Genomic DNA, 23,661 nt, shown 5'->3' with positions numbered 1-23,661 from the left:
TGACTGGGGTAAGCGGCCAGCACTGGACGCGGGGCGACCCGTGCAGGTGACTGGTGCGCAGAGTCGAGGGCTTCCCTCTGCGCCCATGTGGGCAGAGTGGGCAAGGGAAGGTCAGATCGATCAGCGACGACGCTTCAGTTGGCAGGGTAGGGCGCAAGCCTGCCCGTGTACCAGTTGGTGTGTGTTTGGCGCCGTGGAACCACCCCGTCCCATCCCGAACCGGGTCGTGAAACATGGCCGCGCCGATGCTACTGGGGCCTGAGCCCTGGGAACGTAGGTCCACGCACCACACAACGAACCCCACCGCCCGTCTGCAGTTCTTGCAGACGGGCGGTGGGGTTTTCGGTTTTGTGGCTGGTGCGTATCTTTGCGCGCTTTATCAGCGGTATAGGGTGTAGTTCTCAATTGTGTGAACTGACCAATTGATGCCGTAGGAGGAAGCGCAATGCAAATACGCGATGCCAAATGGTTGGGATGGATATTGATCGTCTGTTTTTTTGGTCTGGGGTATTACCCAGTGTGGAGGCACACTGTGGCTCGAGCGGCCCCCTCTGTACCCCTGATGCGCTATGAAAATGGACACCTGCTCTATGGTGAGTTTCGTGCGTATTATGAAGCACATGGTGATAAGGCAAGCTTTGGCTTGCCCATCACGAGTGTTTTTGTTGATGCGGGTGGACTGACCGTTCAGTATTTTGAGTATGCTCGGTTTGAGTGGCATGACCAGGTACGTCTTGCTCATCTTGGACGATTTTTTGCTCAGCAGCATCAGATGGAGGGGGCCTTTACCTGGCATGAGGCAGATGAAGTGCTGGAGGAGGATCGCATCTATCTGGCTGATGCCGGGCATACGCTTGGTGGTGCTTTCCGGTGGTACTGGCAGCAAACTGGGGGAGTGCTCAGGCATGGGGTGCCGATTTCAGAAGAGTTCTATGAAGCGCAACCTGATGGGGCATCTCGCCTGACTCAATATTTTGAGCGAAGCATTCTGATCTATCAACCAGGATTTGAGGGCACATCAGATGAAGTGATCCGTGAACCTCTTGGTCTGCGCTATGCGCACCTCTATGTAGAACCTCTTCGCCTTGAACCAGAGGCTCCTTTGCAGATTCTGGCTGAGGCTAGTCTGCCGTTTCATCCTACGAGTCCAGATGGACATAATATTGCGCTTGCCGCTAGTCGGCTCAATGGGGTTATGTTGCTTCCGGGTGAGCGTTTGGGGTTTCTCGCCACGATTGGCGAGGTTTCGGTGGCGAATGGCTACGTGCCTGGTAGTGGCATCGAAAATGGGATCATTGTCAACAATATGATCGGAGGGGGGATCTGCACGGTCTCGACCTTGCTGTATCGAGCCGCGTGGCATACGGGGTTACCTATTTTTGAGCGCACAGGCCATCGTTACTGGCTGCGGGCCTATGCTGATCAGCCAGGGCTTGAAGCGGCTGTTGCGGTTCCGGATCTGGAATTGTCGCTTGGCAATGACACGCTTGGGGAACTGATCGTCGAAGCGGAGGTGATCAATCAGTTTGTGCGTGTGCGGATCTGGGGGCGTTCTGATGGGCGTACCGTGGTTGTAGCGCAACCAGAGATACGGACAGAAGGACGTGCATCAGCGAGCAATGCTGCTGTGGTCGAGCCTGAAGGGAGCAGGTCTAGCTTTGCGGCCTTGGAGAATACGCAACAACAGGCAAGGGACGTGATCAACCGGCGCACAATTCGAGGTGCTGATGGCAGTATTGTGCGTCAGGAACAGGTGTTGACACGGTATGCTGCGCTTCCGGTGCGGGCTGCGCCACCTGTGACGCCTGGGCCAACTTTGCCACCTGCGCCATCTGAAGAATTGCCTGATGGCGATCGTGTCAAAAAGTAAGGCGATGAGCGTGCTTTGCCAGCCAGTGCAGGCTGGGCGAGCAAGTTGCACTTGCTCACCCAGCCAGTGCAGGCTGTTAGTTCATGGCTTCATCGGCAGCTAGCGCCAGAGCGATATCTTTGTCGGTTAAGCCTCCCGCATCGTGGGTCGTGAGGGCGAGGGTGACTTTGTTGTAGCGAATGTCAATATCGGGATGATGTGCTGCGGCTTCAGCGAGAAACCCTATGTGGGTCACAAAAGCAATGGCCCGTGGAAAGTCAGGGAGTTTGAAGGTTTTGCTCAGCATATCACCCTGACGACGCCATCCCCGGAGATTCTCAAGGGCTAGGCTGATTTGTTCCTCGCTCAATTTTGTCATACTCTACTCCTGAGTCTAGTGTCTAGTAACGAACGAACTTATATGTTCAGTATACATCAGAGTAGCGTAGTGAGTCGGGAGGGTACAAAGAAGCCAGGGCTACGCTGAAAATGGGGGAACCACGTTCCCCCACGCCCCCGTTTTCCTGCGTGGTGGTGCGCCGACAGGGGCATCGCGTGCTGATGCAACGTCCACCTGACCGGAGCACCGTCGGGTTGATGGTTTTGCGGGCGGCTCGATCAGGCAGCCATGCGCAGGGCAGAAGAAACCCTTTGAGGCGAGGCACGCCTATGTGTAGCCAGGGCTGTTATAATGATGATACATATCTTCCGTCTATGTGACTGGCAGGGTGAGAAGTAAGTGGTTGTACCTTCCAGATGCTGGTTGCAACGACGGCAATACAGGGGCAGGTACCTATGCATACATCAGTCAACTTCGCTCCGGCTTCCGCGCTTTCGATGGAAGCGCTGGCGGATCTGTTTACGCGCTCGTTCGAGGCCTACTTCTATTCGGGGGTAACGACACCGGAGACTTTATCGCGGCGGATCGCATCAGAGAATATTGATCTGTTTTCATCACTTATTTTGTGTATTGATGGTCAGCCATCTGGCGTTGCGCTGCTTGCGCGGCGTGGTGCACGTGCCTGGTGTGGTGGGTTTGGCATTGTGCCCGAACACCGGGGTAAGGGTTATGCCAAGCACCTCACCGCAGCAATGATTGAGCAAGCGCAAAAAGCAGGTGCTCGCCAGTTGACCCTGGAAGTGTTGACGCGGAATATTGCGGCATTGCGGACATATGAGCATGCAGGAATGCAGGTGACCCGTCGGTTATTGATTATGGCGTGGCATCTTGGGGATGATGAGTTTGGGCGTCGACCGAGGGTTGATGAACTTGAGGCCGAGACGCTCGTGCTTGACTATTTTGCTGACCTCCATCCGGCTCATGCCTCGTGGCAACGTGAGCCGGCTACCCTTTTGGCACTGCCCAATTTGCGTGGCATGGTACTGCGTGAAGATGGCGATGTGACCGCCTATGCACTGGTGACGGGCGATGAAATTAGTATGCGCCTGTTTGATCTAGGCGCGTGTGATGAGATGGCGGCTCGTGAGTTGATTCATGCACTTCAGGCGCACACGGCCAACTTAACCTGCATCAATGAGCCTGCTGACAGCCCATTGACGGGTGCTTTTTTGCGGTCTGGTTTTGTGGTGCCTGATGAGCAGTATGAGTTGACAATGGCGTTGTAAGCTAAGCGAAACGACCATCATGAGTGACCAGTTGTGATGGTGGTTTCGCTGCGTAGATCATAGTAATGGAGCGCTACAATGCAACTTGGACCACGTATTACCGAAGGCAAAACGAAAATTGTGTATGCGCACCCTGATGACAGTGGGCTCTGCATTCTTGTGCATAAAGATGGCATTACCGCAGGAGATGGGGCGCGGCGTAGTGAAATTGCTGGCAAAGGGGCGCTGGCTGGGCGGACGACGGCGAATGTTTTTGCCTTACTGGAGCGAGCGGGTATGGCGACGCATTTTGTCCAGGCCCCTGAGCCAGCGATTACGGTAGTACGTCGTTGCCTGATGCTGCCACTTGAGGTTGTGATGCGGCGATTGGCGGCTGGTTCGTACCTGCGACGCCATCCCGAGGTTGCTGAGGGGACGCGTTTTGACCCACTGCTGGTCGAGTTCTTCTTGAAGGATGATATTGCGCACGATCCCCAAATTAGTGAACATGAGATTGCTGTGCGGAATCTTGCGACGTCTGATGAAGTCCGTCAGATGATTGAGCTTGGGGTAGAGGTCTTTACCCTGTTAGAACGAGCCTGGGTTGAACAGGATGTGGTGCTGGTTGATCTCAAGATTGAGTTTGGGCGTGCGGTCAGTACTGAACAGGGGGCAAACCTGCTGATTGCTGATGTCATTGACAACGACTCGTGGCGCATCTGGCCGGGGGGAGAAGCGGGACGGATGCTTGACAAGCAGGTCTATCGCAATGCGGCCACGATCAATGAAGGTGTGCTTGCGGATGTACGCTCGCGGTATGAGCAGGTAGCTCAGCGGACTGAGCGTTTTGGTGAGTTTGGGTTGAATTGAAATCGACAGTATCCATATGCGTGAAGATTGGCTGAGTTTGCTTGCACTCGTGGGGGCGCTTTTACATTGGGTTCTCTTGATCGGCGCACTCTTTACGGTGCCGGTTAATCGCAAGCCATCCTCGGCGACGGCTTGGCTGATGTTGATTGCGCTTTTCCCCTTTGCGGGGCTCGTGCTCTTCTTGCTGATTGGCAGTCCCAAACTTCCCTATGAGCGTCGGCTCAGGCAATTGACGATGGACGAACTGGTAGCGAAGGCGATCGGTGAAGCGCGTGAGCATCCGGTGTTTGGCCCATTGTTGAATCCTCATGTGCCTGCACGGTATCTTCCGTTTGCAAAACTCAATGCGCATCTTGGCGGTATGTCAGCCTTTGCCGGTAATGATGTTGCGGTCATTGACGATTACGATGAGATTATCCGTCGTTTGGCTGAGGATATTGACACGGCTGAGCGTTTTGTGCACATCCAGTTTTATATTCTCAACTATGATGAAGTGACCGAAGTGGTCTTCCGCGCCCTTGAGCGTGCGCATCAACGGGGTGTGCAGGTGCGCATCATGCTCGACGATTTTGGCTCAAACCGTTATCCTACGAGCAAGCAGACAGATGATTACCTGAAAGCGGCTGGGTTTGGGTATGAGCGTATTTTGCCGATTCGTTTGAGTAAAGGCCAGTGGTCGCGCCCGGATTTGCGTAATCACCGAAAAATTGCGGTGATTGATGGCAAGCTTGGGTATACTGGTTCGCTCAATCTGATCCGGCGTGACTATTTTCGCAAGGATGACCTCTATTATGATGAGGTGGTTGTGCGGGTGACCGGGCCAATTGTTGGGCAACTTGATGCGGTCTTTATCACCGATTGGTACAGCGAGACAGATACCCTCTTGACGCGAGATGAGCTTTATCAGGGTGAGGAAGCGATCGTTGCGACAGGGACGATGCTTTGCCAGGTCTTGCCGAGCGGATCGGGACATGACGACGAGAACAATCTCAAACTCTTTACCGCGATGATCCATGGTGCGCATCGTAAACTGACGATCGTGAACCCCTATTTCGTGCCTGATGATAGTCTGATGTTGGCCTTGACGAGTGCGGCCCAGCGTGGTGTTGATGTCACGATGATCAACTCGGAGGCACCGGATCAGTTTATGGTCTATTATGCGCAGCATTCGTTTTACGACGAATTGCTGCGCTGTGGGGTGAAGATTGCGCTCTATAAGAAGCCGATCTTGTTGCACTCGAAGTTTATGACGATTGATGATGATATTGCGATGGTTGGTTCGAGTAATTTTGATATGCGGTCGTTCCAGTTGAATCTCGAGGTGAGCATGGTCTGTTACGACCGCAAGGTTGTAGCTGATCTGCGCGAAATTGAAGCGACGTACCTCGAACGCTCGATGATGCTCAGCCGCGATGTCTGGTCGATCCGTCCGCTTTATCGTCGGCTCTTCGAGAATATTGCCCGTCTGACGGCGGCCTTGCAGTAGGTTGTGGGGATGATGCTTTCCCTTCGGTGGGCAGCGTTCTATGTTGTCTTGCCTTGCGCATCGCTGACCCCATCGTTGAGGAACTATGCGGGCAGACCAACAGGATGTCGTTGTTCAGGGGGCAGAGGCGAGACGTAGGTAAAGCCGGCGGTACGGTGGTCAAAATCGGCGCGTACCGCAGTGCGCAATTCAGCATCGGTGAGGATGTCGAGCGTCATCAGGGCGAGCACGTGCGCGGCGGCAACGGCACCTTTCAGCCCGATGGTGGTGCCCCCACAGGCGGTGACCGGCCAGGTGTGAAGCGCGACATGCAGCGGCATCGTTGGCATCGTAAGCCCCATCGTTGGGGTCTGCCAACTCACTTCGGCGACGTCAGACGACCCTCCGATCGTGCGCTCAGGCTGAAGGGGGAGAATCTTGGTGGCAAGACCGTGTGTGGGAAGGCCGCACTCGTGCTGGCATGCCTGAGCAAAAGCCTGTTCTTCCTGGTTCCACTCAGGCACACCGACCTGTTCAAGATGAACGTGCATGCGTTCGGCCAGGGGGGTATTGGGCAAGAGATCGTGGACACCGTAGTAGTGTTTGACACGTGCCTCGGTCTGGGTGGCAAGGGCAGCCCCTGCGGCGATCTGTTCGACCCAGGTCGTGGTGGCGGTCACGTGGGCGCGGTCAAGATCGCGTACCTTGAGCCAGAGGCGGGTATACGCAGGCACCACGTTGGGGGCGGTACCGGCGGCCTCAAAGACATAGTGGATACGGGCGGTTGGCTCGAGGTGTTCACGCATCAAATTGAGTCCGTGGGCGGCCAGTTCCATCGCGTGGAGGGCACTGCGGCCCTGCCAGGGTTCCATGCCGGCGTGGGCATTACGGCCAAAGAACTCGATCTTGAGCGAATTATTGGCTGCAGTACGGGCACTCGCGACAACGGCCATAGGGGCGGGGTGCCAGTGGAGGCAAGCATCAAGGTCATTGAAAAGACCTTCGCGGGCCATGTAGACCTTGGCCCCTTCGGTCTCTTCGGCGGCACACCCATAGAGGCGGAGCGTGCCTGGGATCGCCTCGGTCTCCATCATATGCTTGACCGCGATGGCGGCACCGGCAAGCCCTGCGCCAAGGAGATTGTGGCCGCACCCGTGCCCACTGGTCTTGCCATCGTCACGTGGCTGTTGGCGGGGTACCGGGGCATTGCCGAGATCGGGCAAGGCGTCATATTCAAGCAGGAAGCCAACGTTTGGGCCGCCGGAGCCCTGGGTCCACTCGGCGATAAAGGCGGTGGCGATGCCAGCGGTACCGACGCTAACGAGGGTAAAGCCTGCGGCCTGTAAGATACGCTGATAGAGTTGCGCTGACTCAACCTCGTGGAGGCTGAGTTCGGCCAGATGCCAGACTTCATGCGCGAGGTACTCGATGGTTGGGCGAGCGAATGCGAGAGCCTGGTGTAGTTCAGGTTTGGGCGGCGTGGTTGGCATAGGATCTTCCTTGATGCAGAGCAACCCTTGGTGCGAGGTCATTTCACTCGGCGGCTGCGGCCAATGAAGCAGAGGGAACTGACGTCCGCGTTTGCCGGGCAAAGCCGGGGACATCTACTCTGCGCACCAGGATAACACAGATCGCAAGACCGATTGCTTCGAGAAAAAAGACCAGGCCATAGGCGATGTTGAGCGAGCCCGTGGTGATCAGGCCGAGATCGCGGATCAAACCGCCGAGCAAGATCCCGAGACCACGAAAGAGCAACTGAGCGACGGTCCAGAGACCGAGGTAGGCCCCGGCGCGTCGGTCAGAGGTCATTGCCATCAAGAGCGAAACGGCACCGACGGTATAGATACCAAACCCGAGGCCAAAAGCAAAGAGCACCGGGATAAGCAGGGCTTCGGCCTCGGTGAGGGCAATCACCCCGAGCAGAGCGAGGGGGATACTGGTGAGGATCAGGCCGATCACGGTAGTCCCTGTTTGCTCGTGGGCCTGGCGATTCCGGGTATAGATGACGGTACCGATGAGGCTGAGCACAACCCCGGTACCCCAATAGGCATTGAAGCGGGTGGTTTCGCCAACCGAAAGACCGAACACATCACCACCGAAGGGTTCAAGCACAGCGTCCTGGGCAAACGCACTGGTGGCACCAAGCGCGAGGAAGAGAAAGAAGAGCCGGGTGCGGCGGTCGCCCCACATTTCGCGCAGGAGCATACGAAAAGGCAGTTGTTCAGATGGAGCATCGGCGACAATGGTACCGTGGCGTTGTTCTTCGCCGAGCAGCGAGAAGAAGAAGGCCACGGTAGCAATGCCCATGCCAAAGAGCACGATCTGCCAGAAAGAGGCCGGATCGTAGACAGGCATCATCAGGCCATAGACGACCCCGGCGATAGGAAAACTGATCACAAGGAACGTCTGCACAATGCTCATAGCCTGTCCGCGTTTTTCTGGGGGAGCGCTATCGCGCACAAGGGCGAGGAAGGTGCTGCCCGAGAGCAGGGTACCGACGCCATAGATGAGGAAGGCGAAGACGGCGAGTGACCAGGCGAGGATTGAGCGTGGATTGGCGGCGAGCAGCACCGTAATGATGGGGAGCAACGGTAACGAGAGCAGCATCGGAATGCGTCCACCCCAGATATAGGGCAGGCGATGAAAGCCAAAGATCGGGCGGGTATCGGAGCGATAGCCAGCCCAGATGCTCAACGGGGCGAGCAGATAACGCAAGGCTGAGAGCAAAGCGACCGGGGCGGCCCAAATATTCAAGTCTGAAATCAGGATGCGATTAAGCACACCTGAAGTCAAGAGATCAACAAACGACGAACCAATATGAAAAGACCCGATCTTCATCGTGCGTAGCACACTAAAGCGACGTGGCGTATCACTCACAGACAACTCCTGGGGTTCTATAGCAGTCCTATCTGGGTTGTAAACAGGAGTGCTGGCTTTAGCCGGCTAAAGCCAGCACTCCTCAGACACACATCGTCTAGGACTGCTAATGGTCTTTCAGTAAATGATCCGCTCTGCGCCTGATGCCGTGGGGTTAAAGCCCACGGCTAGGGGAAGCGAAGCCGGCCTGTGCGGGCTAGACCGGATTCATTTCAGGAAGACCATTAGCATGAGTTTATTGATAACTCTGGGCAACGGCGAGATGGACTTCATTGGCGACATGACTGATACGGCGTAAGAGACGGGCCCGATCTTCATTGCGTGGCCTTGTCTCTTCGGAGAGTTGCATCGCCGAGTCAACCAGGGTATCACGAAAAAAGAGGGCTGCTTCGAGGGCAGCGGTTAGAGGCATGCCTGCACGGAGGGCCAGGAGGCCATACTCGCCGCCGATCCGGCGGGCCTCGCGGAGCAACTCTTCATCATCGTGGGGATTATTGATATAGTGCAGGACGACGCCCATCAACTGTTGCCCGATCCGGCGCCAGGCCTCACGGTCAGCTTCAGGGATGCGGGCGAGCCAGGCGCGATGGGAATGGGGCGCAGCGGCAATTTCGCTCCGCGTCTGGGCGGAGGTACGCGTGGCGAGTTCTGAGCCAAAAGCGCGACCGGTAAGCGACGTGCGGCGGGCAAGGGTCTCGATGTCGTGACGGGCAAAACGGCGATGCCCGCCGGGTGTGATATAGACTGGCACCGAGCCTTCATCGGCCCAGCGACGCAGCGTGGTGCTATGGACACCAAGCAACTTGCTGGCTACGGAAAGCGAGAGAAAGGTGACCTCATCACGCTCGGGCATGGTGAACCTTTGGTGAATCTATAGAAATCTCAGTAAACATCTTTAATTATAGGCAAGGTTGGTTATTTCTGTCAATTGCATTGAGGTGTATTTTCGCTCATTGAAAAAGCCAGCTAGGCTGGCTTTTTCAATGAGCGAAGGTGGGGTCTTGCGGGCGGTGTGTTTAGACGACGTAGCGCCCTGGATTGAGGCGGTTGGTCGGGTCAAACTGGTGTTTGATCCTCCGCATGACTGCAACGGTTGTGGGTGGTTGGCCCCAGGCTGGCATTTCGCGGCGCAGGTGGAGCGGGCCACCGAGGACGGCGGTGGTCGGTTGCTGGGCATAGAGGCGGCTGTGCCAGGTGCGCAGTTGTTCATCGCTGCCGCGTGCGCGGAGGTAGGCGACCCCGTTCAATGACCGCGCACTCACGGTCAGGGTGATACCGAGTTCGCGGGCGGCGGTGCGTGCTCGGGTCAAGGCGGGGGCCAGTTGACTGGGGAGGGTCGTGAGTCGGATAACCAGTTCATCATCGGCGACGGTGGCGGTTTGGGGCAGATCATTGAGTTGTGCCCAGAGTTGGTGATGGGCCTCATCGTGCAGGGGATGGGCTTGTCCACCGGCCTGTGCGGTACGCGCTGTTAGCTCGCGCAGATGGCGCTCGACGGCGGCGGTCAAGCCTTCGGTGCGCAGGGCGACGTGGATGGTGCTGTCGGTAAAGGGCGCAAACGTGAGGCCCTCGACATATTCGAGCGCCATCGGGGTCAACTGACTTGGTCGGAGGCCCTCGATCAACTGAAAGGCCTGTTCTGATGTGGCAAAAGAGCAGAGGAGACTCGCCTCGGTGGTGGCGCGAGGGATGAGTTTGAAATTGGCCGACACGATGATGGCGAGGGTGCCCAGGCTGCCAGTGTAGAGCTTCATCAGGTCGTAGCCACTGACATTCTTGACGGTCATCCCGCCGGCCTTGCTGATGCGCCCGCTTGCCTCGACCACCTGGACACCAAGCAGGAGATCGCGACTGGTACCGTAGCCCAGGCGGCGAGGCCCGTCCATCGCGGTGGCGAGGAGGCCACCGATGGTACTCTGGTGGGGCAAAGGGACATCAAGCGGGAACATCTGGCCGTTCTGGGCGAGCGTTGCGTTGAGCGCGGCTGTGGTCATGCCTGCTTGAAGCGAAATAGTCAGATCATCGGGTTCATAGATCAAGACCTGATTGAGGCGCGTGGTGCGCACGACCACGACATTGGTACTAGCGACGGGGGAGCCCCAGGCTTGGCGTGTACCGCCCCCATAGGGGACAACCGTCATCCCTTCAGCGGCAGCAGCGGCGACGACGTGGGCGACTTCCTCCACTGAACCTGGCTCAACGACGAGGGCGGGAACCTGGTTGTGCAGTGCAAACGGAGCGCAAGCTGCGGGGTCTTCCAGGAGATGGGCTTCGCCAACAAGTGCGGACAACTGGTGGGCAAGCAGTGCATGTGACATTCGTTTCCCCATTTTGCATCAAGGGTGGGTCAACTACATTTGCTAATGATTTGACGCAAAGGCGCAAAGGATGTTCAGAGCGCATCGAGACGCCAAATGCTCGACGGATGGCTGTGCCAGAAGCGTATCAGGAAACTTTGTTGACAGACCACTCAGGAACATGATCGGTGGACAACCAAGCTAGGCAACGTCATGATCGGCGAAGGCCATGGTGTGACGTTGTTCGGCGAGCGCGCGGGCGCTCTGGGCTTTGGGGAAGATTTTGCCGGGATTGAAACGACCCTCGGGATCGAAGCCCTGGTGGAGAGCGGCCATTGCGGCGAGATCGTCTTGATTGAAGAGATAGGGCATAAACTCCTGTTTTTCGACACCGATGCCGTGTTCGCCGCTGATCACACCGCCCTGTTCAATGCTGACGAGCATCATCCGGTTGACGGCATGGAGGGCGCGTTCATTCTGGTCGGGATCGCGCCGGTCGAAGAGGATGATGGGGTGAAGATTGCCATCGCCGGCGTGGAAGACATTGGCGACCGGCAGATCGAACTCTTGGGCGATCTGGGCGACCTCGTCCATCATTTTGGGGAGGCGGGTACGAGGAACAACCGTATCAACGAGGTGGTAGGTTGGGGCGAGGCGACCCATAGCGCCGAAGGCATTCTTGCGAGCAGACCAGACGCGCACCTGTTCGGCGGGGGTACGAGCGGGGCGGACATCAAGGGCACCATTTGACCAGCAGATCGCCACAATATCGTTCATGAGCTCATCGAGGCCATCGGTGACTCCATCAACCTCTACAATCAGCAGTGCGCCGGCCTCATCGGGCATACCGAGGCGATACATAGCATTGACCGCCTTGATCGCCAGGCGATCCATGATTTCGAGAGCGGCGGGCAAGAGCCCGCGGGCGATCACCTGGGAAACGGTACTAGTTGCGCCGGCGATAGCGGGATAGAGGGCCAGCACGACACGGATCGCCTCGGGCAAACGGGTAAGGCGCAACCAGGTTGCGGTCACAATCCCGAAGGTACCTTCAGAGCCATTGATCACCCCGGTCAAATCATAGCCAGCGCAATCAGGGGTACCGTCCCCTGTCCAGATCACCGAACCATCGGCGAGCACCATCTCAACACCGAGCACGTGGTTGGTCGTCACGCCATATTTGAGGCAGTGGGGGCCACCGCTATTATTCGCGATATTGCCACCGATAGTGCATGCCTTTTGCGAAGAGGGATCGGGAGCGAAGTGGTACCCTGAGAGCGTAAGGTACTGGGTCAGTTCCCAATTGATCACCCCTGGTTGGACAAGGACGCGCCCATTGGGGATATCGAGTTCAAGGATTTGACTCATCCGCGAGGTACCAATAATGATCCCACCGTGCATTGGCGTTGCGCCGCCCGAGAGGCCGGTACCGGCCCCTCGGGGCACCACCGGAACATCGTGCTGAGCAGCCAGGCGCACGATTGCGCTGACCTGTTCGGTTGAGGTAGGGAGCACGACGACGTGTGGGGCGTGGGTATCCATGACACATCCATCGGCATCATAGGTCATCAGTGCATCGGGATCGGCGACGACACCAGTGACACCGACAATCTGCTTTAGCTCAGCGATCAACCGGGTATGATCCATACCTTATTCCTCCATGAAGGGCAACAATGCGCTTCGCCAGCCCTGGCGTCAGGGCTGAAGGACACAATTCGGGTCAGAGGCTTTTCTATCGAGGAATTGTACCATTGTTTGGGCCTTTCTTTTCCGCGTGGCGGTGATGCAGGCACATGCCACATCACCGCTTCGGGATGCGGCAGGGGTGGGTGCTTTGCCCCTTCTAGTTCTTTGCGCCTAGATGCAGCATCTGCTCTTGAGGCAAGGGTAGTTAGCCCCGTGCGCTGATGGCAAGGCCGGGAGTGACTGGTATGCTTGGGAACAGGAATGGTTGAAACGGAAATAAGGAGTCGATGATGTGCCGTATTCAGGAACGTACGCGATCTTTCCATTACCCGGTTGAGGGTGAGACGGTGCAATTGGGGGCATTGGAAGGGACTGGTCGGCAGTGTGCGGGGCGCTTTCCGTGGTGGATGCTCTGGATGGCCTGGCCATTCTTTTTTCTGGTGAAGGGCGTGTGGCACGGGGCGAGCCCGCTGGTAGCGTGGCTTGGGGAGCCGTTGGTGTTGACGGTGACACCGTTGCCGTTGCTGCTGGTTGCGATTGGGATTGCGGTGCTGGTGATTGATCGGATGCGACGGGGGTAGAGGCAGGGCGGCGCCGTGCCCGTACGGGGCGGGGATAGGGCTGTAGGGGCACGGCGGTGCCGTGCCCGTATGCGGGGCGGAGGATGCATAATGGCTGATTTATCGGTACAACCAATGACGGCGGACATTGAGGGTGAGTTTGTGGTGTTTTTGATTGGGATGCGAATTAATCAGTGGTGGAATGTGCCAGCTTGGTTGCCAGCATTTCTTGCGATGCCGCGGATGTTGCGCGAGTTGGAGGCGCAACCTGAATTGGGTTTTCTTGGTTCGATGGGAATGTTGCCAGTGATGGTACAGTATTGGCGCTCGTTTGAGCATCTCGAGGCGTATGCCCGTAGTCGTGAGCATGCGCATCTGCCGGCCTGGCAGGCTTTTCATCAGCGTGTGCGTAAGAGTGGCGGGGCTGTGGGGATTTGGCACGAGACGTATCGGGTGACGCCAGGCAATTATGAGACGCTCTATGCCGGGGTTCCCGCGCTTGGCTTGGGTAAAGCCGGGCGCTTGATGCCGGTGGTGCGCGGCAAGCAGAGTGCCCGGGCGCGGATGGCTCAGGAGGTGCATACGGTTGTTGAGGCCGATGTGGTGTCGTTGTTATAATGGGGGTGAGGCCACCCCCTCCCCAACCCTCCCCCGCTGGAGGTTTACGGGCCATATCTTGCAAAGAAGGTGGTTTTTTTGACGCAAAGGCGCAAAGGCGCAAAGCTGTGTGGAGATGGATCAAACAAACCCGATCGGGCGCACAGGAGAGTTTAGGTTGTCTATGGTGGCAGAGAAGACGCGGCATGATGATCCCTTTCATGATTATCACGATGCTATCCCCCATGGGAGTGTGCTGAATGTGTCGGGGGTGCTGGCTGCGCTGGTCAGCGTTGGTTTGCCGTTGGTGACCGGGGTAATCGGGGGTTGGTCGCTACTGCGTGTGCTGACGTACCTGGTGCTGGCTGTCGGCTTTCTTGGCCTTGTGATAGGCTATCTGGTTTCGTCGCGGATCGTGATTTGGGCTAACGCACGGATCGGTCTCTTTTTGGCGCTCAGTGGCCTATCTGGAGCGGCGTTGCTAGTGATCAGTGGCGAGACCCGGACGCAGCCTCTTGCGCTAACGGTGCCGTTTGTGATTGCGGTCATTAGCCTTGCTCCCCGTCAGGCAAGTTGGGTGGGTGTGAGCTACTTGATGCTTATTCTGGGTGGGCTCTGGCTGGGTGGTGTCAGGGTTTCTGAGGTACTCTTTACATCGATAGCGATCTACGCATCGATTTTTCTTTTTATGTATGCAGTGGTGCAAATTGCGTTGACTCAGGCGCAACAACGGCAGCAGGCAACGGCACTCGCCCTTGAGAATGCACGTCTGGCGCGTGAGGCGGGTGCTGCGGCGACGCTTGCCGAGCGCAACCGGATCGCTCGTGAGTTGCATGATACGATTGCCCAGGGGTTGACTGCGATCACGATGCAACTCGAGGCGGCGCAACGGGCTTTTGAGCGCGACCCCGAACGGGCGCGTGTGCGTCTGGCGCGTGCTCACGAACTGGCTCGCACGACGCTTGGCGATGTGCGTCGCAGTGTCTGGACGCTCGCTGAGACTTCGCTTTCCGACCAGCAGATTGATCTTGTTTTGCAACAACAGGCACGCCAGTTTCAAGAACGGACTGGCATTGCGACGACGTGGAACTATGCTGGCCGAGGGCTTGCGTTGCCACCTGAACAGGCTGAGCAGGTGGCACGCATTGTGCAAGAGGCTCTGGTGAATATCGAGAAACATGCATACGCCAGGCATGTAGAGGTTGGTCTCTGTGCTGAAGAGGCGGTGTATCGGGTTTGGGTACGTGATGATGGCGTTGGGTTTGACCCAGCGCAACCTATATCCAGCACCAATGGGGGAGGTTTCGGGCTGATCAGCTTGCGCGAGCGAGCGCGGCTTGCGGGCGGCGATCTGCAGCTTGCGAGTCGGGTAGGAGGCGGCACGACGTTGAGCCTGATCCTTTCGGTAGATCAGAAACGAGATGAAGAACAATGAGCATGGCTACACCGATCCGTATTTTGATCGTCGAAGACCAGCGCATTGTCCGTGAAGGCTTGCGCGCCCTGTTGGAGGATGAGACGGTGGTGTTTTTGGTCGGCGAGGCGGCGCATGGTGAAGCTGCGGTTGCGCAGTACGAAGCCTTGCGTCCGGATGTGGTCTTGATGGATTTGCAGATGCCAGGGATGGATGGGGCCGAGGCGACACGGCGGATTTGTGCGCTCGATCCGCATGCGCGGGTGCTTGTATTGACGACCTATGCGACCGACGAATTTATTTTTGCGGCGCTGCGAGCCGGGGCCAAAGGCTACCTGCTCAAAGACGCCTCGGCGGACGAATTGATCGCGGCAATTCAGGCAATCTATGCAGGACAGACGCAGTTATCGCCTGCGGTTGCGGCGCGACTCGTTGCGGGCGTTGGTGGGGGTGGTCCCGAGCCCCTGACGGCCCGTGAACTTGATGTGCTCACCTTGATTGGGCGGGGGCAGAGCAACGATGCGATTGCCGTCGCGCTCAACATTTCGCCGCGTACCGTCAAAGTACATGTCCAGAACATCCTGGGCAAGCTCAACGCCGCGAATCGCACCGAAGCGGTCGCGATTGCAGTGCGGCAGGGGGTTCTTTCGCTCTAATGCGTGTGGAGCACGCCTTAGAGGCAATACCTTGCAAAGAAGGCGGCTTTTTTGACGCAAAGGCGCAAAGGTTTTTGCGTAGGTGAGCGTAACCCTTCGCGTCTTCGCGTCTTCGCGTGAGCTTATTTGAAAAGTATTGGCCTTAGAGCGGTTGGTGTGCTTCTCGCGCAGCGGATCAAGCGGGTATGACCTCAAGGATCACTGGGGTGATGCGACGCAGACTCCAGAAGAAACCAAAGGCGCGGTACATCAAACCATACTTGTGCTGGAGGACTTGATCGCCTGCAACGCCTTCCTCGAAGGAGAGCACGCGGGCCATCCCAGACACTTCTTCACCGAGCACTTTGCCGCGGGCGTCGCTTGGGGCCATTGTTACTTTGCCGTTGTTGCGGATGCGTTTGACTTTCCCCGAATTGTCCTGCGTAACAATGTACATCCGTTCACCTTGCAAGGCAAACCAGACTGGTGTGGGTACGCCTTCGCCATTCTTGCGGTAGGTGGTCAGGTTGAGATACTTGTGACCCTGTAAACTTGCAAACGCTGTCGATCCCGTCATGGGGCACTCCTTAGATTTTGGCTTGTGTTGACGTAACAGTAGACGTATGTAGCATACAAGGTTTTGCTTTGCGCTACATCAGTGTCCAGTGCTATGCTATCATACCTCAATAGCATAGGCAGCGGTTATGCCAAAAGAACTACGAGGCACCAAATGTTTATTTCGACTGGTCAATTGCCTGCTGATGCACAGGTTCAGGCACAGGTTGATGCGGCCTATACCCGGTTTCGCTCGTATGACGAGGGCGAGAATGCGCAGCATTATCCGGCTCTTGCACAGGTGCCCCGTGATCTCTTTGGCATCTGTGTTGCCGGGGTCAATGGCAAGATCTATGCTGTTGGCGATGCCGAGGTCGAATTTACGATTATGAGTGTGGCCAAGCCGTTTGTGCTGGCGCTGGTTTGCCAGGCGCTTGGCCCCGAGGTGGTGCGTGAGAAGATAGGCGTCAATGCAACGGGTCTGCCTTTCAATTCGATCATGGCGGTTGAACTCCATCCACAACGCCTGACGAATCCGATGGTCAACACAGGTGCGTTAGCGGCAACCAGCCTGATCCCCGGGGCGACGGCGGAACTCAAGTGGCAACATATCCAGGAGGGGCTGTCGGCGTTTGCCGGGCGTTCCTTGACGGTGAACGAAGAGGTGTATGCATCGGCGTCGACAAGCAATCACCGCAACCGCGGGCTGGCCGCGTTTCTCTGGGGCTACGACCGGCTCTATTTTGATGCGCCTGCGACGCTCGATCTTTATACGCGCCAGTCGTCACTCAATGTCACCACGAAAGATCTGGCGATCATGGGGGCGACGCTCGCTGATGGTGGGGTCAATCCGGTCACCGGGGTGCGGGTTATTGACGCGGGTGTATGCCGGTATGTGCTGGCGGTGATGGCGACGGCCGGGATGTATGAGACCTCGGGGGAGTGGTTGTATCTGACGGGGTTGCCTGGCAAGAGTGGCGTTGGGGGCGGCATTCTCACGATCGCGCCGGGTAAAGGTGGCTTGGGCACGTTTGCACCGCCGCTTGATGCGGCAGGCAACAGTGTCAAAGGCCAGCTTGTGGCGCACTTTCTTTCGGCGCAACTTGGCCTCAATTTGTTTGCATCGCAGCCTGTATGAGCAAAAAGCATTTCTACGCGGTGGTTGTCGGGCGTATGCCGGGCATCTATACGGCCTGGGCTGGGGCGAATGGGGCTGAGGCGCAGGTCAAAGGGTTTCCTAGCGCAATCTTCAAAGGGTTTGCGACGCACGCCGAAGCCAAGCGTTGGTACGAGCAGCAGGCTGAACGGGTGCGCCATCGCACAGCGGCGGCAGAGTTGGCAAGAGGCGAACGCGCCGCACCACCTGGCGTAGAGGTGTCGTTACGTACCGTTGAAAAGTCCGAGGCTGGGGAAGAGACCGCCCCGCACGAGTCGATGCCCGAGCGCGATGCGGTTGGAACAGGGGTGTCGGTGGGTGCGTCCGTCTCCAACCCGAGCCTCCATGAAGAGGCGCTTGCGCAGGGCAAGGTGGTACTTTACACCGATGGCGGGTGCCACGGCAACCCTGGCAAAGGGAGTTACGGGGTGGTTCTGTTGTACAAAAACCACCGCAAAGAGTTTTCAGCAGGCTATGCTTTCACGACGAGCAATCGGATGGAGATCATGGCGTGCATTGTTGGCCTGAAGGCCTTGCAAAAACCATCACCGGTCGTGCTCTTTAGTGACTCGGCCTATGTGATCAATACGATGACGAAGGGTTGGGCGAAGCGATGGCGGGCTAATGGGTGGCACCGCAAGGTCGAGGGCGAGCTTGTACCGGCGCGCAATGCCGACCTGTGGCAAGTGATGCTGGATCTCTGTGCTTATCACGAGGTCAAATTTGTGAAAGTGCGTGGTCATGCTGGCATCCCTGAGAACGAACGCTGCCACGAACTTGCCTCGCTGGCGATGGCGCAGGGTGATCTGTTGATCGATCATGGGTTTGTTGAGGAGTGAAAGAGAGCATAGAGCGCTATGAGCAATTCAGCTTGGATCAATCGAGAAGAATATCCATTTGCATCGCAGTTCTTCAGCGTGCCGGCGGGTCGCATGCACTACGTCGACGAGGGAAGCGGTGAGCCAATCGTCATGATTCACGGCAACCCGACCTGGTCGTTCTTGTACCGCAATCTGATCAAGCGGCTGCAGCCGGAGTACCGTTGCATCGCGATGGATCACCTTGGCTTTGGTCTTTCGGACAAGCCGGAACAGTGGTCGTACCTGCCGAAGGATCACGCCGCTAACCTGACCGCCTTTATCGAGGGCTTGGGGTTGCAAAAGATCACCCTGGTCATGCAAGACTGGGGCGGCCCGCTCGGTCTTTCCTACGCACTCAACCACCCCGCTAATGTTGCCCGCATTGTCATCATCAATACCTGGGCCTGGCCGGTCAACCGCGATCCGTATTACATCGCGTTCAGTGGCATCATGGGCGGACCCATCGGTCGTGTGTTGATCATGCGCTACAACTTCTTTGCATGGTCAGTGCTGCGCCAATCCTTTGGTGACAAGCGCAAGCTTAGTCGTGAGGCCCACCGGCACTATTTGCAGCATCTGGCTACTCCCGCCGAGCGCATTGGCTGCCATGTCTTTCCTGGGCAGATCGTTGGTTCATCAGCCTGGCTGGGTGAGATCTGGGAGCGTATGGATACGGTGGAGGCGCTTCCTAAGCTGATCGTCTGGGGGATGAAAGACATTGCTTTCCGCCCGAAAGAGCTGCGGCGCTGGCAGGCGCGTTTCCCCTCGGCCCGCACGGTGGAACTGGCGACGGTGGGCCACTACGTGCAGGAAGAGGCTCCCGACGATTTGGCTGCGGCGATGCTGCCGTTCCTTCGGGAGCCAGCCCGTGCGTGATTATGGTTGCTGCGGTGTTTGAGGACGCGCATCGCCAGTGATCGAGTCGATCACTTTGATTAATGTCTTTAGATTTACTGGTTTGCTCAGGTAGGCATTTGCGCCCGCCTGCAGACAGCGTTCCCGGTCGCCGGGCATGGTCAGCGCGGTCAGCGCGATAATTGGTGTGTTGGCAAAGCGCACATTGGCGCGTAAACGTCGTGTTGCTTCCAAACCATCCATCACTGGCATCTGGATATCCATCAAGATCAGGTCGGGCGTGATCGCCTCTGCCATCTGAATGGCTTCCAGGCCGTTTTCGGCGCTAACCACGTTATAGCCATGGTTGGTGAGAAGATCCTTGATGGTCGTAACCGTCATCGCATGATCCTCGACCAGTAAGATCGTGCCCTGGTACCTGGAGGCGATGGGGGTGACCTTTAAGGCTTCGATGGGCGGGTGGGCAAGCGATGATGCGCTCACCTCGCTCACCCAGGGCAAACTGACGGTGAAACAACTGCCCTGTCCAAGGTCACTTTCGACCGCGATACTTCCTCTGTGCAACTCGACGAGGCGGCGCACGAGGGCCAAGCCAAGCCCGGTTCCCTCCTGTGCTCTGGTGAGACTACTATCGACCTGGGTAAAGGGATTGAAGAGTTTTGGTAGTTCATCGAGGGCAATACCAATACCGGTATCACGAATGGCAAAGCGTACCAGTTCCTGCTCGGCATCTGCGTGTATCTCAAAGGCCACCTTGCCGTTGGCTGGCGTAAATTTGACCGCATTGGTCAGCAGATTGACCAGGATTTGCTTTAATCGGCGAGCATCGGCTGTGATCATGAGTGAGGTAGGCGTGGCGCGATAGCTGACCTCGATAGCTTTCTTGAGCGCCATTTCTTTGATGAAGATCAGGCTGGCCTGGCACACATCGTTCACAAGCACCGTTTCGAGGTTGAGATTGATCTTGCCCGCATCGATCTTCGCGAGATCGAGGATATCGTTGATCAAGCTGAGCAGGTGTTGTCCACTGGCATAAATATTTTTAACATACAGCTGTTGTCTTTCATTGAGCGGGCCGCGCAGACCCTCGTTTAGCACCTCGGCCATACCCATGATGCTATTGAGTGGGGTGCGCAGTTCATGACTCATGTTTGCCAGGAAGGCGTCCTTGGCCCGGTTGGCATGCTTAAGCTCGGCATTTGCGCGATACAACTCGGCGGTGCGTTCAGCCACGCGCTGTTCAAGCTCGGCATTGGAACGCTGGAGGTTCTGGAACAATTGTGCATTGTCAATGGCAATGGCAGCCTGGCCTGCCAGCGTTTCGAGAAATTCTAGCCAGCCGTGTTCGGGACGCAGCGGCGTACGGTGATAGACCTCGAGCACGCCTTTGATCTCGCCTTTGGCAATGAGGGGAACGCCGTAGTAGTCAACAAACTTCTCGTCAGCCAACCACAGAGCTTCGGAAGGTTGCTTATCTTCCTTCATCAAGCCCGGGATATGGATCATTGCATGTTCGAGTACAACGCGACCTGCATATCCTTCATCCAGTGTCACGTGCCTCATGCCGATGTTAGCAGAGCGAAACCCGTGGTTAACCGCATGTTTGAGCGTTTGGGTGGTGGGGTCGTACAAAAGGATAATGCCGGCATCCACCTTCAACTGCAAAAGAACCTGTTCGAGCACTACCTCAAGACTGACGCACAGGTCGGCGCTCGAGCTAATCGCGGTATCGATCTTGCGCAGACCATTCAGGCGTCGCAATTGCAGACGGATCTGTTCTTCTGCCGCTTTGCGCTCGGTAATGTCTTGCAGAATGCCGTGAATCTGTGGTTTGCCATAATCATCGAAGACGCGCTCACCGATCGCCCAGATCACCCTGGTCTCGTTTGTGCCTCTGAGTTGGATCGCGAACTCCTCTTCGAAGGGTTCCCCCTCGGCGGCAAGCGCAAACAGACGAGTTACGACACGCTCGGCATCTGCTTGCGCGAGCAGCGCGTAGATATCGTCGTACGCCATCACGACTCCTGGTGGGAACCCGTAGATGCGATTGGTCTGCTCGGAGCCTCGAAATTCCATCGCGGCGGGGTCGAAGTTCCAGTGGCCAATACTGCCCATATGCTGCGCTTCACGGTAACGATCCGTCAAGGTGCGGAGCGCAAGCTCGGACTGCTTCCGTTCGGTCACATCGCTGTCCCAGCCCCGATAGCCGATGACGTTGCCTTGCTCGTTGCGTCTGGGCACACCGGAAGTGATGACCCAGATGACGCAGCCATCGCTGGTCAGGATGCGATGCTCATACGCCAACATGTCGTCACCGACCCGCATGATGCGAAGAAAGTCCTCCTTGAGCGCCTCCCTCTCTTCAGGAGGTGCGAGATCGTAGAAGTGCTTTTTGCCAACGAGTTGGTCAGGATGGTAGCCGAGGACACGTTGAACTAGAGGGCTGACAAACGTGTAGAGGCCGCGCACGTTGACTTCCCAGGTGTAGGTGCCGCTCCGCGCCGCAACAACTTCATAACGCTCTTCACTCTCCTTCAGCGCCACTTCCGCATAGGTGCGTTCGAGCAGCGCGAACAGGATGTTGGCGAACATCTCGATGCGACTGACCACGATTTCGGAAATCGTGCGTTTCTTCTTGGTACTAAAGGCGAGTACGCCGATCAGGGTGCCATCTCCGTCTTGCAGCGGCACATTGACGCTATTCGTAACGCTGAAGCGTGTATACACCTCCTTATCGCGGGATGCTTCCGCCGGTAACGCAGCAACGTCGTTCATCACCACGGTCGTCCCCGTCTTGCGCAGTTGCTCGAGCATCCACGGAAAAGATTCCTGGGCCTTGACCACATTCGGCAACGGTGGATCGTCGTCGCGGTGGTACAGGTATTTCAGCACCAGGGTGTTGGGATCCCTTCGGTCGGCGAGTTGCCAGATAGCCCCCATATCCAGGTCGATGCAATCACAGATGCGATGCAGCGCATGTTCGATTTCGCTGCCGCAATGTTCGGCATCGACGCTGACGAAGCGGGCGGCGAGGTCGGCTACCAGGGTTTCGATGCGCAGCCGCTCGTGCAGATCGTCCTCGGCCACCTTCCTTGCGGTGATGTCACGCACCACGCCTTCCGTCCCAATGAGGTGACCGTCATCGTCCCGTATGAGTCTTGCGTTCATCGAAGCCCAGAAGGTTGACCCGTCTGAGCGACGTGCCTGAGCGACCCAGTCGGTGACGGATTCCTTGCTCCGCAATTCGTTGAGCAGCGCTTCGCGCTGTGCTTTGTCTGCGTACAGTTCCTCGGCTGGCATCCCAATCATCTGGGCTGCGGAACTGAAGCCATAGGTCAAGGGCGCGGCACGGTTGACGAACGTGAAGCGGCCGGACAGGTCGGCGCGGAAGTAGGCATCCTGCAGATTGTCAAGAATGCCGCTCAGCAACGCTTCGCGCTCGCGGATATTTTTTTCCACCAGCACCCGCTCGGTAATGTCCCGAACATAGCCGTGCCAGAGGATGTTTCCGTTGGGTAGGGGCATGGGGGTGGCCGTGCCCTCGACCCAGATGGTTCGCCCGTCCGGGTGATTGACACGATATTCGGCATGCCAATCGTTGAGTGTCCGAGCCGATTCTTCGATACTCTCGATAACCCGCTCGAGATCTTCAGGATGGAGCACGTTGAGCACCCCCGTGCCGTCTTGGACGACTTGCTCGGGGGTGACCCCGTAGATGTCCTGAATGCCCGCCGTGGCATAGGGGAAATAGGCGCTTCCGTCGGGTCGGCGGCAATACTGGTAAAGGACACCGGGGACATGCCTGGCCAACAACTCCAGACGGGTAAAGGCCTCTTGCAGGGCGTCCTCGGATCGCTTCACATCAGTCACATCGCGGGCGATGCCGACATACCCTGTGATCGTGCCGTTGGCATCCCGCAACGCAGCGCCATTGGAAACATGCCAGCGCCAGGAACCGTCCTGATGCTGAACCCGGTATTGCAAGCCGCTTTGCTTCTCGCCGGTTGTAAGCGTTTTTTCCAGAAACTCGCGGCAGAGGTGAACATCTTCAGGATGGACGTACGGTTCGAAGGATCGGCCAAGCGCTTCTTCCGCCGACTCGCCCATGAATTCGCGCCAGTTTGGGGAAACGTATGTGAATAGTCCCACAGGGGAGACCGCGTAGATAATGTCGTTGGCATGCTCGATGAACGAGCGGAAGCGTTCATAGCTCTCCCACTGTTCTGCCGTTAACCGCTTGTCCTCGGTGCTATCCATGTTCGTACCGGGTGAAGGTTCAAGCAATTCCTCGCTATCGTCGAGATTATTTTGCATGCTGTTGTTCCTGATGCCCCTGCTTGGGCCTGGATGGTCAGTCACTCAATGCTTGCAAGCTGCGCT

At 57.2% G+C, this 23,661-nt stretch carries 19 protein-coding genes and 1 rRNA gene; 12 read left to right on the top strand and 8 right to left on the bottom strand.

Annotation, left to right across the window (positions count from 1 at the left end; genetic code table 11):
- Positions 1-175 precede the first annotated feature (175 nt).
- Both rrf and EKD05_RS18480 read left to right on the top strand, forming a co-directional pair.
- Positions 176-290: ribosomal RNA gene (gene rrf / locus EKD05_RS18485) — 5S ribosomal RNA — on the top strand.
- 242 nt (positions 291-532) lie between these two features.
- The gene (locus tag EKD05_RS18480) at positions 533-1,870 is read left to right on the top strand and encodes a VanW family protein (RefSeq protein WP_165360799.1); all 1,338 of its coding nucleotides are present in this window, start codon (positions 533-535) and stop codon (positions 1,868-1,870) included.
- A 76-nt stretch (positions 1,871-1,946) separates the two neighbouring features.
- On the opposite strand, the gene EKD05_RS18475 is transcribed toward EKD05_RS18480, so the two are convergent.
- Entirely contained in the window at positions 1,947-2,228 is a 282-nt protein-coding gene (locus tag EKD05_RS18475) for a 4a-hydroxytetrahydrobiopterin dehydratase (RefSeq protein ID WP_129675614.1), read from the bottom strand.
- A gap of 416 nt (positions 2,229-2,644) precedes the next feature.
- On the opposite strand from EKD05_RS18475, the gene EKD05_RS18470 reads away from it, so the two are divergent.
- From EKD05_RS18470 to cls, 3 genes are all read left to right on the top strand, one after another.
- Positions 2,645-3,475, top strand: a complete 831-nt coding sequence (locus EKD05_RS18470) for a GNAT family N-acetyltransferase (RefSeq protein ID WP_165360798.1) — start codon at positions 2,645-2,647, stop codon at positions 3,473-3,475.
- A 78-nt stretch (positions 3,476-3,553) separates the two neighbouring features.
- Positions 3,554-4,324: a phosphoribosylaminoimidazolesuccinocarboxamide synthase gene (locus EKD05_RS18465; protein ID WP_129675608.1), complete on the top strand. Its 771-nt coding sequence runs from the start codon at positions 3,554-3,556 to the stop codon at positions 4,322-4,324.
- A 16-nt stretch (positions 4,325-4,340) separates the two neighbouring features.
- Positions 4,341-5,810, top strand: a complete 1,470-nt coding sequence (gene cls, locus EKD05_RS18460; RefSeq protein WP_129675605.1) for a cardiolipin synthase — start codon at positions 4,341-4,343, stop codon at positions 5,808-5,810.
- An 83-nt stretch (positions 5,811-5,893) separates the two neighbouring features.
- On the opposite strand, the gene EKD05_RS18455 is transcribed toward cls, so the two are convergent.
- From EKD05_RS18455 to EKD05_RS18435, 5 genes are all read right to left on the bottom strand, one after another.
- Complete coding sequence (locus EKD05_RS18455; protein ID WP_129675602.1) at positions 5,894-7,279, bottom strand: amidohydrolase; 1,386 nt, start codon at positions 7,277-7,279, stop codon at positions 5,894-5,896.
- Positions 7,280-7,322: 43 nt separating this feature from the next.
- Positions 7,323-8,666 (bottom strand): BCD family MFS transporter, encoded by a 1,344-nt coding sequence (locus EKD05_RS18450; protein WP_240695846.1) that lies wholly within the window; start codon positions 8,664-8,666, stop codon positions 7,323-7,325.
- A gap of 235 nt (positions 8,667-8,901) precedes the next feature.
- Positions 8,902-9,519: a helix-turn-helix domain-containing protein gene (locus EKD05_RS18445; protein WP_129675599.1), complete on the bottom strand. Its 618-nt coding sequence runs from the start codon at positions 9,517-9,519 to the stop codon at positions 8,902-8,904.
- Between the two features lie 163 nt (positions 9,520-9,682).
- The gene (locus EKD05_RS18440) at positions 9,683-10,984 is read right to left on the bottom strand and encodes an FAD-binding oxidoreductase (RefSeq protein WP_129675596.1); all 1,302 of its coding nucleotides are present in this window, start codon (positions 10,982-10,984) and stop codon (positions 9,683-9,685) included.
- 180 nt (positions 10,985-11,164) lie between these two features.
- Entirely contained in the window at positions 11,165-12,610 is a 1,446-nt protein-coding gene (locus EKD05_RS18435) for an FAD-binding oxidoreductase (RefSeq protein WP_129675593.1), read from the bottom strand.
- Positions 12,611-12,936: 326 nt separating this feature from the next.
- On the opposite strand from EKD05_RS18435, the gene EKD05_RS18430 reads away from it, so the two are divergent.
- From EKD05_RS18430 to EKD05_RS18415, 4 genes are all read left to right on the top strand, one after another.
- On the top strand, positions 12,937-13,230 hold the full coding sequence (locus tag EKD05_RS18430; protein ID WP_129675590.1) for a hypothetical protein: 294 nt from the start codon (positions 12,937-12,939) through the stop codon (positions 13,228-13,230).
- Positions 13,231-13,320: 90 nt separating this feature from the next.
- Positions 13,321-13,827, top strand: coding sequence for a DUF4188 domain-containing protein (locus tag EKD05_RS18425; protein WP_129675587.1), 507 nt, complete (start codon positions 13,321-13,323; stop codon positions 13,825-13,827).
- Positions 13,828-13,990: 163 nt separating this feature from the next.
- Positions 13,991-15,241 (top strand): sensor histidine kinase, encoded by a 1,251-nt coding sequence (locus EKD05_RS18420; RefSeq protein ID WP_165360797.1) that lies wholly within the window; start codon positions 13,991-13,993, stop codon positions 15,239-15,241.
- Between the two features lie 2 nt (positions 15,242-15,243).
- Complete coding sequence (locus tag EKD05_RS18415) at positions 15,244-15,876, top strand: response regulator transcription factor (protein WP_129675581.1); 633 nt, start codon at positions 15,244-15,246, stop codon at positions 15,874-15,876.
- Positions 15,877-16,051: 175 nt separating this feature from the next.
- Here EKD05_RS18415 and EKD05_RS18410 read toward each other — a convergent pair whose 3' ends face one another.
- Entirely contained in the window at positions 16,052-16,432 is a 381-nt protein-coding gene (locus EKD05_RS18410; protein ID WP_129675578.1) for a PPOX class F420-dependent oxidoreductase, read from the bottom strand.
- Positions 16,433-16,585: 153 nt separating this feature from the next.
- Between EKD05_RS18410 and glsA the strand changes: the two genes are divergently transcribed.
- Genes glsA through EKD05_RS18390 form a run of 3 tightly spaced genes read left to right on the top strand, consistent with a single transcriptional unit; the run spans position 16,586 to position 19,302 of the window.
- Positions 16,586-17,548, top strand: a complete 963-nt coding sequence (glsA, locus tag EKD05_RS18405; protein ID WP_129675575.1) for a glutaminase A — start codon at positions 16,586-16,588, stop codon at positions 17,546-17,548.
- Positions 17,545-18,405, top strand: a complete 861-nt coding sequence (gene rnhA, locus EKD05_RS18395; RefSeq protein ID WP_205703974.1) for a ribonuclease HI — start codon at positions 17,545-17,547, stop codon at positions 18,403-18,405. The genes glsA and rnhA overlap by 4 nt, the downstream gene beginning before the upstream one ends.
- An 18-nt stretch (positions 18,406-18,423) precedes the next feature.
- The gene (locus EKD05_RS18390) at positions 18,424-19,302 is read left to right on the top strand and encodes an alpha/beta fold hydrolase (protein ID WP_129675572.1); all 879 of its coding nucleotides are present in this window, start codon (positions 18,424-18,426) and stop codon (positions 19,300-19,302) included.
- On the opposite strand, the gene EKD05_RS18385 is transcribed toward EKD05_RS18390, so the two are convergent.
- The gene (locus tag EKD05_RS18385; RefSeq protein ID WP_129675569.1) at positions 19,303-23,595 is read right to left on the bottom strand and encodes a PAS domain S-box protein; all 4,293 of its coding nucleotides are present in this window, start codon (positions 23,593-23,595) and stop codon (positions 19,303-19,305) included.
- Positions 23,596-23,661 lie beyond the last annotated feature (66 nt).

It is taken from the genome of Candidatus Chloroploca sp. Khr17 (assembly GCF_004138165.1).
GTDB lineage: Bacteria > Chloroflexota > Chloroflexia > Chloroflexales > Chloroflexaceae > Chloroploca.
The sequence above is the reverse complement of the archived record's forward strand: the minus strand, read 5'-3'. Positions and strand labels throughout refer to the sequence as shown.